This window comes from Sphingorhabdus lacus, from assembly GCF_009768975.1.
Taxonomy (GTDB): domain Bacteria; phylum Pseudomonadota; class Alphaproteobacteria; order Sphingomonadales; family Sphingomonadaceae; genus Sphingorhabdus_B; species Sphingorhabdus_B lacus.
The window spans coordinates 2,600,988-2,614,415 of record NZ_CP035733.1 but is presented as its reverse complement, the minus strand read 5'-3'; the positions used below and the strand labels follow the sequence as shown (position 1 = coordinate 2,614,415).

Below are 13,428 nucleotides of genomic sequence, written 5' to 3'. Positions count from 1 at the left end.
GGCGTGAAATAGAGCCTTCACCTCCGGCAAAGGACTGTTACACCATCCGGCATATCATTTGACCGGAGAGAATCCCATGCGCCTTGCACCCTATGCCTTATCAACGCTCGCCCTCGCGCTGAGCGGTGTCAGCACCCCCGCACTTGCACAAGATGTGGCCCCTGCAGCCGCGGATCAGCAAGACCAGAACGCCGCCATCATGGCGTTCTTTGAGGAATATGACGCACAGCAATTGGCAACATCGCCACTCGCCAAGTCGTACCGCGGTATCAAGGACAGCGATTATGGCCGCTGGGACGATGGTTCGGACGAAGCCGAAGCACGCGCCCATGCTGCAGAACAGGCGGCACTCAAGGAAATGCGCGCACGTTTTGATCCTGCGAAGCTTAGCCCGGAAAACCGGTTATCCTACCGCTTGTTCGAAAAGCGCGCCGCGCGCACCAACGCCGCGTTCAAATATAATGACTATGGCTATGTCTTCGACCAGATGAACGGCGCGCAAAGCCAGATCCCGGCCTTTCTGATCAACATACACCGGATCGATAGCAAATCGGATGCACGGGCCTATATCAATCGCCTCTATGGCATAGGCCCCGGCTTGAATCAGGCCATCGCCTCTTCAAAGGCACGCGCCGCCAAGGGCATCATGCCACCCAAATGGGTCTACCCCTATGTCATCAGCGACGCACGGAATGTCATCACCGGCGCGCCGTTCGGTGAAGGTCCCGATGCGCCGCTCTACGCTGATTTCAAAGCCAAGGTCGCCAAACTTGGCATTAGCGCAGTCGAGAAGGACCTTCTGGTCGAGCAGGCGGCACAGGCGCTCAACGATGCGGTCAAGCCAGCCTATGAAGCCCTGATTGCCGAAATGGCAGCGCAAGAAAAGGTCGCGGGAACGGACGACGGTGTCTGGCGCTTTCCCGATGGTGCCGGCTACTATGCCGAGCGGCTGTCCAACTATACTACCACCAATATGACTCCCGACCAGATCCACGAACTGGGCCTGGCGCAGGTTGCCCGGATTCATCGTGAAATGGGCGCGGTGCAAAAGAAGATGGGTGTGAAGGGGGATCTGCAGGCATTCTTCAAATATATGCGGGAGACGCCGAAATTCTACGCGCCGGAAACCGACGAAGGCCGCGCGCTTTATCTGGCGGAAACACAAAAGGCGCAGGATGCGATCACACCGCTTCTTCCCAAATGGTTCGGAACATTGCCCAAGGCTCCACTGGTGGTCAAAAGGGTCGAGGAATTCCGCGAAAAGTCGGCCGGCAAAGCCTTTTATCAACGCCCCGCCCCCGACGGATCACGCCCTGGCACCTATTATGCCAATTTGTACAAAATGGCTGATATGCCGCTGACTGAGGTTGAGGCCCTATTCTACCATGAAGGTATCCCAGGCCATCATTTGCAACTGGCGATCCAGACCGAGTTGAAAGACGTTCCCGCTTTCCGCAAATTTGGCGGCGTGACGGCCTATTCGGAAGGGTGGGGCCTTTATTCCGAGAAGCTCGCCAAGGATATGGGACTCTACACAGATCCAGCACGTGATTTCGGCCGCCTGCAGCTTGAACTGCACCGCGCGATCCGGCTGGTTGTCGACAGCGGACTGCATCACAAACGCTGGACTCGCGAACAGGCAATCAAATATGTCGAAGACAATAGCGCGGATGCTCCCGGCGGCATCGTTAAAGCCATTGAACGCTACATCATCTACCCTGGCCAGGCGACCGCCTATATGGTTGGCCGCCTGAAGATCAGCGAATTGCGCGACAAGGCGCAAAAGCCACTTGGGTCAAAATTCGATGTGCGCGGTTTCCACGATACGGTACTGAAATCCGGACCGGTTCCGCTGGATGTGCTGGAGGAACAGGTTGATGCTTGGATAGCGTCGCGGAGATAGCGGTCTTAGAGAAAATTGTCCGTTTGTTAACCATAGTTTATGCTTTTCCCCCTTAGAGTTGCATAAAGGCTTCAAATGGCTCCAATATTGGGGTGATTGAAAGCTCGATGTTCCTCGGGGGAATGCTAAGTGGATGCAGCAACTACCATAAGAAAGCTTGATGCTTGGCAAGTTGCGATCGTCCTGATGGCGGCGCTGCCGTCTATCTTCGTTCTGGCGACGTGGGACAGCGATGGCTTGCAAACGCCGCGGGCATTCGCTGTGCGATATCTGTCACTACCGGTGGCGCTGTGTGAATTGTTCATTATCTATCTAGCCGTTCGCTCAAAATTTGATCTTCCCCTTATGTTGCGCAGCGTAGGGGGCATTCCAAAGCTGTTGTTGGCAATTTGGGCTTTGTTTGCTTTTCTGCCGCTTTTCTTATCGAACGGCACGATGTCTCTCTCTGCATTTGCGACATTTCAATATGTTTTGCACGGGATCTTTCTAGCTGCTGCTATCCATCTAGCCCGGAATACTCACTTTAATGACAATAGAAGGTCTTGGTCTCTTTCGGTAATAGCAATAGGCGGCTGCTTTTATGTTGTTCTTTTAGCAATTTTCTCCTTGTTGGTACCGGATAAAGAGGCTTTTCCATGGGATCTCCGTTTACCTACCGGGACGAATATCCGCCAGATTGGCTATTTTGTGGCGATAGCTTCAGTGGCTCCTTTATCTTTTGTATTGTTCGGGCAAACGAAACTCGCTGGATTCAGCGTTACCGTCACAATTCTCGTAACGTTTATTGCATGGTCTGGAAGCCGAGGCGCATTAGTCGGCCTAGTTTCAGCTTCTGCTTTGGGAACGGTTTTTCTCGGCGGATCGTTATCAAAATTCCGGGTGGGAATTGCAGGTTTGAGCTTTGTAGCGGGATTGGCAATTTCACTTGCGATACCGGCTCCCGGTCCTGAATTCGGTTTGGTGAGAATGGTTTCAAGTCTTGAGCAGGAGGACATTGGTTCCGGGCGCAGTTTCGTTTGGAAAAGCACGATCTCCGAAATTTCAAAGGCACCATGGGTTGGCCATGGCTCGGGAAGTTTCAATAAAAACATGCGGGGAATATATGGATTTGACTTCAATCATCCCCATCAGTTTATGCTGCAGTATTTTTACGATTGGGGCGCAATTGGAGGTGGGGCTGGGGGGCTTTTACTTTTTCTTCTGTTCCTTACGTGCCTGCGACATGGCCGCCAACACAAAGACGCAGCTGCCTACGCATCGATAACTAGCCTGTGTACCATTGCCGCAGTCGGTATGATTGACGGGGCGCTATTTTATCCTTTGTCGATCTTTCTTGCGATCACGGCAGTCGCTTGCGGATTCGTCAGTCGACCCGCTGACAAGTGACCCATTCTGAATAAAAAGCTTTGACAATCAACTACTCGACTGCATCGGTCACCTTGGTACCAAAGTCGAAGTGAATCCGGACCCACACACCTAGCTGAGGCTTGTTGTCGATCCGTGGCGGCTTGACGAGGAATTGCCATGCTGCGAGGCGTAATGCTTTGGCTAGCCCGGTTCCTCGGGGATTTTCAGCGATAATCTGACAGTTTTCGACCCGGTTGCGTTCGGCCATGCGGCAGGCAATGTCCGCGGATGCGCCGGGAGGGATGCGTTTAACGGCAGCCAGATAAGGGGCCAGCTCGGCATCATAGGGTTCGCGTAGCCAGGCCACGGGATAGAGTTGCGCTCCACCGGGGCCAAGGCCTGGTCCCATCATCCCTTTCGATCCTTGCCCGGCGCCTGCACTGTTTCCTGAGCCCGCGCTGCCACCGCCAGGTAACTTCGACAGATCCATAGCTTCAAAATCCGCTTTGCTGACCTTGATGAAGTCAGGATTGGGCGGTGGTGTTTTCACCGGATTTACCGGAGGTAGAAGCGGTTTGGGGATAGGGGGGACAAAGGTGCGCTGTTGCACATTTGCGACCGGTGTTCGAGTGTCGCTCTTTTCCGCCGCTTTGGAAGCTGACTCTGCGTTGAGGGAAAATGTGCTGATACTTTTGCTACCAGCAGCAGGTCCTGCCGATCGCATGCTGAGGCTGAGGATCGCGAATATGAACAATGCTTCGAGAAGCAGCGCAATCGCGATACCAAAACCGCGCCGCCGAAGCTCCGAGCGGTCTAGATGAGGATGTTTTGAAAAAGCCATGCGACGCGCGCGACCATTACGGGATCGGGCGCGTCGTGCAATGCCGGATTTCCCGGATTACAAAGGCCGGAAATTCACCTTCAATCCATCCTTCGGCTTCGGGATCGGCCATGGCTGCCATTCGGGCGCATAACCATCGGCGATTTCGACACGCACATTGGTGAGCAAATGATGCATGAACAATTTCATCTGCATATAGGCAAAGTGCAGGCCAAGGCACATGTGAGCGCCTCCGCCAAAGGGTACCCACGCATATTTGTGCCGCGCCTTAACCTTGTCGGGCGTGAAGCGCATGGGGTCGAACACTTCCGGCTGTTGCCAATATTCTTCCATCATATGGACAAAGGATGGGCTGATGCTGACCGCGGTGCCCTTAGGAATATGGTAGCCCATAAATTCGAAATCACGTAGCGCGCGTCGCGGGATCGACGGGACGGGCGAAATCATCCGCAACGCTTCTTTAAATGCATATTCGGTCAGTTCGAACTTATCGAGATCGGCAAAAGAGATATCGCTTCCAGCAGGCGCGATGGACAGGCATTCCTGTCGCAGCTTTTCCTGCCATTCAGGATACTTTGCCAAATACCACATCATCGATGTAACCGATGAGGTAATAGTGTCGTGCGCAGCCATCATCAAGAAGTTCATGTGGTCGATCAATTCGCCGTCGGACATATATTCGCCATCCTCGCGCCGTGAGCGACAGAACTGGCTGAACATATCCTGCCGGTTTTCGTTGCGGCGACGTTCGGCAATTTGGGGTCCGAAATAGTCGATCAGATATTTGCGCCCCGCAACGCCTTTGCCCATGGACGTGAAAGGAATGGGCGCCCGAATGGGTGCTACCGACGCCTGTACCATGTCGACAAAGGCGGTGTTGATCTTGTCTGCTTCGGGACCGAGCGGAATACCCAGAAAGCTGCTGGCCGCGACATCCAGTGTCAGTTGTTTGATCGCCGGATAGAATTGCATCTCCCCGCGCCAGTTTTTCAACTGCTCTGCGAAAATGCGGTTCATATCCTGCGTGTAAGCGCGCATAGGTTCAGGCTTGAACGCGATGCCGAGCGCGCGACGATCCATCCGGTGATGGTCAAAATCCATGAGCATAAGTCCGCGCGGGAACAGCAGGTTCAGGACTGGTCCCCACCCTTGTTCGGACGAAAAGAGCTTGTCGCGGTCAAACAGCATTAGTTCATTGGCTTCTGCCCCGACCATCGAAATCGTCGGATTACCGAATGCATTAGTGCGGAACACCTTGCCATAGGTTTTCACCATATGCGCGCCATAGCCCGGCGGGTCGCGGAGCACGCGAAAGGTTGTACCGACAATCGGCAATCCGTTTTCACCGGGAATATGGGACAAGTCGCCAATTTTCGTGCGGGGCACCCAATGCGGGTTGGCTGCTTCGCTATGGGCCAGGGCCATATAGACAATCCTTTGTTAATCGTGCGATTAAATCTTACTGCCACCGATGTCAGTAGGGTGCAAGCGGCAATTCCCGAACTGGTACATCATGAACGCCAGCCGACCAAGATATTCACCTGCAATTCAACCGCCGGTCCATAAATAGGATCACAGGGCAAAGCTGCAACAACGATTCGATCCAAGCATGTTTGGGCAGCTTTCAAAACAGGGGTGCATATCATGAAGAACAATATTCAGCTCATCGGCAGGGGAGCTTTACTTAAATTCTCGCTTTTGACTGTGGCCAGCCTTGGCCTGTCCGGTTGTGTCTATGATGTCGGTCTCGGCTATGCCAGCGACGGCTATTATGACGACGCCTATGAATGTGATCCCTATGGCGGCTATGATAGCTACTATCAATGCGACTATGGCCATGGCTTTTACAACATCGGCTATGGTGGCGGCTGGTATGACAGCTACTGGTATCCGGGATATGGATTTTACCTGTTCGACAATGTTGGGCGCCGTTACCCGATGCGTGACCATCACCGTCGTTATTGGGGTGAAAAGCGCCACAATTGGTACCGCGAAAACCGGGGTCGTCATCACGACGGTGGACGATATCAGGGACGTGGCCGGGGGTACACCGGCAATGCCACACCCGGCGCAGTAGGCTGGCCTGAACGGCATGGCGGGCGGGTGCGCGACGATGATGATAATCGGCGCGGCCGCGGCGAGCGTCGAAACGGCCGTAACCAGCAATGGTCGGGTGGTGATGGCACGGGCGTAAACGCGATCCCCACACCCAATCCCGAAGTCGTTCAACGCCCGGGCCGCGGCCGGGATCGGGGAGATGGTTTCCGTAACGGTGCCTCCGGCGGGGAACGTGCGGGACGAGCCTATCGCGGCAATCCTAACCAGGTAGCGCCACAACCTGCGCCACAAGCCGCGCCGCCCGCGCCACGGGCAGCGCCATCACCGCAACGTGATCAGCCGCAACGCCCACCCGCCCCGCGACCTAACCGGACGCAAGGCGAAAACGTGCGGGATCAATAAAAAAGCGGCCGTGCCGGGGGCAATGGCACGGCCGCAAAACGCGCGGGACCAGAGAGTTGTCATGCGCGAAATAGTTTTCAGAAACTGTCCTGAGTGAAAGGCGCGCGCTTGCCCAGCCGGCGCGCTTCAATAGCCTCGTCCGCCACGCGCGTCATATAATCCAGCTGTTCAAACTGGGCCTGTCGCCGTGCCGACGGCGTCATATTGGCGATGCCAGTTACTAGATCGGCCGGTTCATGGCCGGTGATCCCGATAACTAACGCCAGAAAAATCGATGCGAATCCAAGAGATGTAAAAACGACGAGCGCTGCATCTGGCGACATATTTCCTCCGATATCTTTGTACCATTTCGCGTGATGGGCAATGAAACGCGACCATGCGCGGTTAGGGAAGAATGGTGGGGACGGGTTAATTTAAGCTGAGATAAGATAGCAAAAGAGAAGTTTACCATGACCAATTCAGGGCGGAGGAGGATGTTTGCCCGCCCCTAAAGCAGCTAAACACAAGTTCGATAAAAAAGTAGACCTTTCAACTCAAACGGAATAAGCGACCCTCGCATGGGCATGGACGCTTCGGAATAGACAGTCACCGTATTTATGAAATATGCCGATTACTTTGCGCTAATGGGCGTATGCGCATTGGTCACTTTTTACCTATGTTTCAAGTCGAAAACCCTGAGTGCGCAACTGAACCTCGTCGATATTCCAGTCGGCCGGAAACAGCACAAATCCCCCACGCCATTGATGGGCGGTATCGTTATATTGTTCGCATTATTACCGATTGTCACAATTTACACACTAATTAATGTACCGGAGCGGTGGTATAGTTCCTTCTTCATTTGGATCGTATGTGTTGCCGTAATGGCGGTCGTTGGCCTAGCTGATGACCGTCACTCTTTGTCTCCGCGATTGCGACTTCTCATATCGTTTTTGGTTTTTGCTGTGGCCGCCGCAGTAGATCCAACGTTCAATGTCCGTGTACTCGACTTCGTGACACCTAAATTTTCATTAGGATTGGGTACATGGTGGCTTGCTATCATATTTACTGTGATTTGCTGCGTTGGTCTCATCAATGCGGTTAATATGGCCGACGGAAAGAACGGATTGGTTCTGGGCTTGGCGCTAGGATGGCTTGGTATTCTCTCTATGAGAGCTGAGGATCCATTACTACCGCTTATTGGGTTAGTGGCATGTTGTTTAACAATATTGCTGGTTTTCAATATGAAAGGACGCCTCTTTTTGGGGGACGGCGGCGCCTACGCAATAGCTTGCGCTTTAGCTCTGCTATCAATCATGATTTATAATTCGCCTGGCGTTCAAACGCTACGCGCTGTCTCAGCGGATGAGTTGGTGGCACTATTCGCCGTCCCCGTTTTTGACTCTTTCCGACTTAGCTACAAGCGACTTCGCGAAGGCAGGTCGCCGATGCATGCCGATCGGGATCATTTGCACCATCATTTACAGGATAAACTCGGGTGGCCTAAGGGCTTGATATTTTACTGGCTTGTGGCACTCGGTCCGGCTTGTCTGCTTTTTTCTTGGGCTTGAGCATTTGCAATCACGAACTACACCTAATCATTTAAAAGGGTGCAGCAGTTAACTTAAGTGGAATTATAGCTTGAACGTTGTACGATCCTTTTTCAGGCATAATTTGATCATATTCAACTTTTGACAGGATTATCAGATGGTTTCGAAGTTGAAAACATCGCGTTGGCAAAATGTGAGACCGCAGTTTTGGATTTTAAGTGCGTTTCTGCTACTCGTTTTCTTCACAGGCGGTAGCGCCAGGCCGGATGTGCAATCTCTCGTCGTTTTGCGTCCGATTGCCGTGCTGTTGTGTGCCGTAGCAGTGTTCACTCTGACGGCAGAGCACGTCAAATCTAACAAGGCGATTTTCAGTTTTTTGGCTGCGTTGTCGGCCATCATTATTTTACACAGCATACCGTTTCCAAACGGCTTGGTGATTCTATATTCTAAAGCACATATTCCAGCGAACGTTCTGGAACTGGCGAGCTATGGCGAATGGATCCCATTTTCTGCTGCGCCTGAAATGACAAGCAATACAATTTTTTCATTTTTTGTACCTGTCACCGTTCTTGCGCTTGCGGTTCAATTGGATCGGGAAGAGCGTTTTCTGCTGTTATATCTCCTGATCGGTCTGGCGTTGTTAAGCAGCATATTTGCGATTTTTCAGGCAGTCGCTGGCTATGGCAGCCCTTTTCACCTTTATCGCTTGACCAACGAAGGGGCCGCAGTTGGCCTTTTCGCAAATCGAAACCATCAGGCATTGTTGCTAAGTGCGTTGTTTCCGATGCTAATGGTTTTTGCCTATGGAGCAAATGGAGGGACAAAGCCTAGGCGCTGGCGTTTGAACTTCGCGATAGCCGCAGGATCAATCACGATCCCGCTGCTGCTGATTACAGGATCGCGAACGGGATTGTTACTGGGGTTTGTCTGCCTCGCAAGCTTCCCATTGTTTTATAAGTTGAGAATCCCGGGCGAAGTCGCAGTTAAAGGTAAGTCAATCAGAGGAGCTGTCTTACGTCTTACAGCCGCTTTGGGCGCAGTGGGGCTACTCGTCGTCGTCACGGTATTTGCATCCCGTGCAGAGGCTATAAAGCGAATATTTACAGGCAACAACGGGGAGGATACCCGATGGGCTATTTGGGAACACGCACTCCACATCGCGTGGAATGGTTTCCCTATTGGTTCAGGCTCGGGCAGTTTCGCGCGCATGTATCAATTGTATGAAGAAGATTCTGGCTTGACGTCGAGCTATGTCAATCAAGCACATAACGACTGGCTTGATGTTTTCCTGACGCTCGGGGTCAGTGGTATTGTGTTGGCTACATGTATGATTTTTTGGGTGCTTCGGCTATCATATGCGGCTATGCGCCACTCGCCAAGGTCATCTAGAGACGCAATTTTCGCCAGGCTAGGTATGATCATTCTTTTTTCGGCGGCAATCGCTAGTTTTTTCGATTATCCGATGCGCACACCTATTTTTAACGCGGTAGGTATAATCGCATATCTATGGCTAGACGGCATACGCAATACAAATGCAACACCTAGTGGCCCTCCGCCCAGCGTTTGATGGCCTCCAATATTCTCTGTGAAGCTTTGCCATCGCCATATGGGTTATGAGCGAAACTCATTTGCAGGTAGGCATCGCCATCATCCAGTAACCTATTAACCGCATTCACAATTTTTGCTGTATCGGTTCCGACCAGCATTACGGTCCCCGCGTCAACTGCTTCAGGTCGCTCTGTCGTTTCTCGCATAACGAGTACTGGTTTGCCAAGCGAAGGAGCTTCTTCTTGAATGCCGCCAGAGTCGGTAAGGATGATATCCGCGCAGTTCATCAGATAAACAAATGGCAAATAGTCCTGAGGTGATATTAAATGCACGTTGGAGAACCCGCCTAATCGTTCTTCAATCGGACCTTTGACCATTGGGTTGAGATGTAAAGGGTACACGATCTGCAAATCGTCTCGCATTGCCAGTTGGCTTAGAGCGTCGCAAATTCGCTGGAATCCCTGACCGAAACTTTCACGCCTATGCCCCGTGACCAATATTGTTTTACGATCAGGGCGCAGATTAAACTCACGAGAGCATTTGTCCGAAATTTTAGGATTACCGATTATTTTGGAGGTAATCATCAGGAGTGCATCAATCACAGTGTTGCCTGTCACATAGATACATTTCTCATCTACATTCTCGGCTAGCAAATTGTCTCTTGATTGACATGTTGGTGCAAAATGCAGATTAGCAACCGCTCCCGTCAGCTTTCGGTTAATCTCTTCCGGCCAAGGCGAGTAAATATCGCCGGTACGTAATCCAGCCTCGACATGACCCACAGGTATCTGCTGATAATAGGCTGCAAGGGAAGCAACGAAGGTGGTTGTCGTATCGCCATGTACCAAAACAAGCTGTGGCGCGAAAGATTTCAGAATGGGCTCTAATCCGGTCAGAACGCCCGTCGTGATGTCGTTAAGCGTCTGACCGGGTCGCATAATGTCCAAGTCGAATTCAGGTCGCACTTCGAAAAGATCGAGGACCTGATCGAGCATCTGCCGATGCTGACCTGTGACGCATATTCGTGCATCAAACGTGCCATCTTCTGCCAGCTTTCTCACCAATGGTGCCATTTTAATTGCTTCAGGTCTTGTCCCGAAGACTGAGAGTATGCGAAATCTGCCCTTGTCGATTTCAACCGCGGAAGATGTGTCCAAAAAGAATCCTTTTCGCTTGAGTTTTATAACACGCGTTCAGTTTTTTGTTATTTTTTAGTTATTTAGATTTTCCTAGAATAATTTTCTAGCATATATTTTGACGGAGAAACGTCACTTACGCTTTCTGGAATATGGTGAGCAATCTAAATCTCAAACCAGACTATTAAAAATTTGATCTGCAGTTCATATAAGTTTTAACCGAAAACTGCAGTTTCTCGGATGAGATGTGGTGCGCAATGGTGAAAATCGCTGGAAGTCTACCGCTGCTTTGTCTAGCAGGGCTGCAACCAAAAAGTGTGGAGTGGGTGAGGGTCGATTGTCGACTTTCCGAAATAGACATTCGCTCTTTGCTAACATTATTGAGATTTACAAATGCTTCAATCAAGACAAGCCCATGCGGCAGGTTCAACCATCGGTTCTGAATTTGACGTTGAAAGCGGCAACCAAGATTTATTGCCCCCCCTGCTAATTCAGTACTGGCACATTGTGCTGAGATGGAAGTGGCTAATCATTTCTATCGTTGCAGCATCTCTCGTCCTTGGTGTTATCGCCACATTACTGATGCAGCCACAATACACTTCTACCGCTCGAGTGGAGATTAGCCGGACGGAAAAACGCATCACCAACGTGGAGGCTGTGGAATCGGCCGATAGCACTTCAGATTTAGAATTCTACCAAACGCAGTATGAACTGCTCAACGCACGGTCGTTGGCGGAGCGTGTCGTTCGACAATTGCGACTGGATAGCCGCGAAGATTTTTTCGATCATCATAATGTTTCCGAGCCTGATGGAATCTTCTTCGGCAGTTCTGGGCAGCGCCCTATGACCAAACAGGCGCGTGACAAACGCTTCAATCTGGCTGTCAAAACTGTTCGTAATCATATTTCTATTGGTCCAATCCTCAAATCGAGCTTGGTGGACGTCAGTTACACCAGTGGTTCCACTGCACTATCTGAACAGGTGGCAAATGCTTGGGTTGAGCAATTTATTGCTGCCAGTATGGACCGGAGGTTCGCAGCAACGAGTGACGCGAGAACCTTTTTGGAAGGTCGCTTGGCGGATCTTCGGGCTAGATTGGAGCAGTCGGAGCGTGATTTGGTTGCCTATGCTTCGCAAAAGGGAATTGTAAAGCTAAGCAGCAGCAGCGCAAACGGAGGCTCACAGTCTGACAGAACTTTGATAACGACTGACTTGGAGGCGTTGAACTCAGCGCTTGCTGAAGCTACCGCTGATCGCATTGCGGCTGAAGCACGCATTAGGGCGCGTTCTGATAAAGTATCTGGTAATGATCCATTGCTCTCGTCTGCAGTGCTTGAGCTAAGGCAGCGCCGAGCCGAAGTGGAATCTGATCACGCACGCTTATTGGTTCAGTTTGAACCAGACTATCCTACCGTGAAAGCCTTGGCACAACAATTACGCACTCTTGATGCAAGCATAGTTCGCGAAGAAGCCCGGGTGAGATCGCTTGAATCGGGCCGTAGCGCTCAGATACGCGGAAGTGAATACGAATCTGCACTCGATCGCGAAAATCGTTTGCGAGCAAAGGTTGACGAATTGAGGTCTCGCGCAAATCGGCAACAAAGCGATAGCATCCAGTATAATATCTACCAACGCGAAGCCGATACAAACCGTCAATTGTATGACGCTCTGCTACAGCGATACAAAGAGATCGGGGTCGCTGGTGTAGGTACTAACAATATTTCCATCGTTGATCGAGCAATGATGACGGAGAAGCCATCTGCACCTAGCTTGTTGACCAATATGCTTCTGGCGCTTTTTTTCGGCATTGTGCTGGCAGGCGCCGCAACGGTTGCGTTTGAACAGATTGACGAAGGGCTTCGAGAGCCATCTCAAGTAAATCGAACGCTTCAAATTCCATTACTTGGCAGTGTCCCCCAGGTAGAAAACCAAAGTGTTCTCGAGTTGTTAGCCGATGTAAAGTCCGACGTTTCGGAAGCCTATCTGTCGATTCGGTCAAATCTGGCTTTTTCCACCGATCATGGCATGCCGCGGTCAATGATGCTCACCAGCACCCGACCTGCAGAAGGTAAAAGCACCAGCAGCTTTGCACTAGCCACAATGCTGGGTCGTACGGGTAAGTCGGTTCTTCTCATTGATGGCGATATGCGGTCCCCGTCCCTCCATGGCTTTTTAAACATGGCCAATGAGCAGGGGCTTAGTAATTATCTGTCGGGCGATAATGATTGGTCCAGCCTAATAATTAGATCCGAATCGAAAGGTTTGGCGCTAATGCCGGCAGGTCCCACACCTCCGAGCGCCGCTGAGTTACTGAGTAGTGATCGTATGTCTTTGTTAGTCGGTACTCTATTGACCAACTTCGATCATATCGTAATCGATGCCCCGCCGATTTTAGGGTTAGCAGACGCACCTTTAATGTCTCGGTTTGTCGAAGGGACAATATTCGTGATTGAAGCCGAAGGCGTCGCCGTTCGAGGCATCCGCTCATCGCTCGCGCGTATCCAGGCAACACATAGTCATATTTTCGGGGCCATACTTACCAAACTAAAGATGAGACAAGCTGGCTATGGCTACGGTTATGGTTATGGTTATGGTTATGGAAAGGTTGATCCGGAGGAAGATTGACCGGGGATGCCCCTCTGTCGATGACAAGCAAGCTAAGATTAG

At 51.4% G+C, this 13,428-nt stretch carries 10 protein-coding genes; 6 read left to right on the top strand and 4 right to left on the bottom strand.

Annotated elements, in window-relative coordinates; genetic code table 11:
- Positions 1 to 76: 76 nt before the first annotated feature.
- Together EUU25_RS12325 and EUU25_RS12320 are read left to right on the top strand one after the other, a co-directional pair.
- Positions 77 to 1,903, top strand: a complete 1,827-nt coding sequence (locus EUU25_RS12325; RefSeq protein ID WP_158901393.1) for a DUF885 domain-containing protein — start codon at positions 77 to 79, stop codon at positions 1,901 to 1,903.
- A 129-nt stretch (positions 1,904 to 2,032) separates the two neighbouring features.
- Positions 2,033 to 3,289, top strand: coding sequence for an O-antigen ligase family protein (locus tag EUU25_RS12320; protein ID WP_158901391.1), 1,257 nt, complete (start codon positions 2,033 to 2,035; stop codon positions 3,287 to 3,289).
- 31 nt (positions 3,290 to 3,320) lie between these two features.
- Here the strand turns inward: EUU25_RS12320 and EUU25_RS12315 are convergent, their stop codons facing one another.
- Complete coding sequence (locus tag EUU25_RS12315; protein WP_158901389.1) at positions 3,321 to 4,091, bottom strand: hypothetical protein; 771 nt, start codon at positions 4,089 to 4,091, stop codon at positions 3,321 to 3,323.
- Between the two features lie 57 nt (positions 4,092 to 4,148).
- Positions 4,149 to 5,516 (bottom strand): cytochrome P450, encoded by a 1,368-nt coding sequence (locus EUU25_RS12310; RefSeq protein WP_158901388.1) that lies wholly within the window; start codon positions 5,514 to 5,516, stop codon positions 4,149 to 4,151.
- Positions 5,517 to 5,735: 219 nt separating this feature from the next.
- Between EUU25_RS12310 and EUU25_RS12305 the strand changes: the two genes are divergently transcribed.
- Positions 5,736 to 6,551 (top strand): hypothetical protein, encoded by an 816-nt coding sequence (locus EUU25_RS12305; protein ID WP_158901386.1) that lies wholly within the window; start codon positions 5,736 to 5,738, stop codon positions 6,549 to 6,551.
- A 77-nt stretch (positions 6,552 to 6,628) separates the two neighbouring features.
- Here the strand turns inward: EUU25_RS12305 and EUU25_RS12300 are convergent, their stop codons facing one another.
- On the bottom strand, positions 6,629 to 6,874 hold the full coding sequence (locus EUU25_RS12300) for a hypothetical protein (protein ID WP_158901384.1): 246 nt from the start codon (positions 6,872 to 6,874) through the stop codon (positions 6,629 to 6,631).
- 273 nt (positions 6,875 to 7,147) lie between these two features.
- Between EUU25_RS12300 and EUU25_RS12295 the strand changes: the two genes are divergently transcribed.
- Positions 7,148 to 8,098, top strand: coding sequence for an MraY family glycosyltransferase (locus EUU25_RS12295; RefSeq protein ID WP_158901382.1), 951 nt, complete (start codon positions 7,148 to 7,150; stop codon positions 8,096 to 8,098).
- A gap of 136 nt (positions 8,099 to 8,234) precedes the next feature.
- On the top strand, positions 8,235 to 9,644 hold the full coding sequence (locus EUU25_RS12290; RefSeq protein WP_158901380.1) for an O-antigen ligase family protein: 1,410 nt from the start codon (positions 8,235 to 8,237) through the stop codon (positions 9,642 to 9,644).
- Here the strand turns inward: EUU25_RS12290 and wecB are convergent.
- Positions 9,619 to 10,782, bottom strand: coding sequence for a non-hydrolyzing UDP-N-acetylglucosamine 2-epimerase (gene wecB / locus EUU25_RS12285; RefSeq protein ID WP_343032363.1), 1,164 nt, complete (start codon positions 10,780 to 10,782; stop codon positions 9,619 to 9,621). The genes EUU25_RS12290 and wecB overlap by 26 nt on opposite strands.
- A 372-nt stretch (positions 10,783 to 11,154) precedes the next feature.
- Here wecB and EUU25_RS12280 point away from each other — a divergent pair, with 372 nt between their 5' ends.
- Positions 11,155 to 13,386, top strand: a complete 2,232-nt coding sequence (locus EUU25_RS12280) for a GumC family protein (protein ID WP_158901378.1) — start codon at positions 11,155 to 11,157, stop codon at positions 13,384 to 13,386.
- The last annotated feature ends 42 nt before the right edge of the window (positions 13,387 to 13,428 follow it).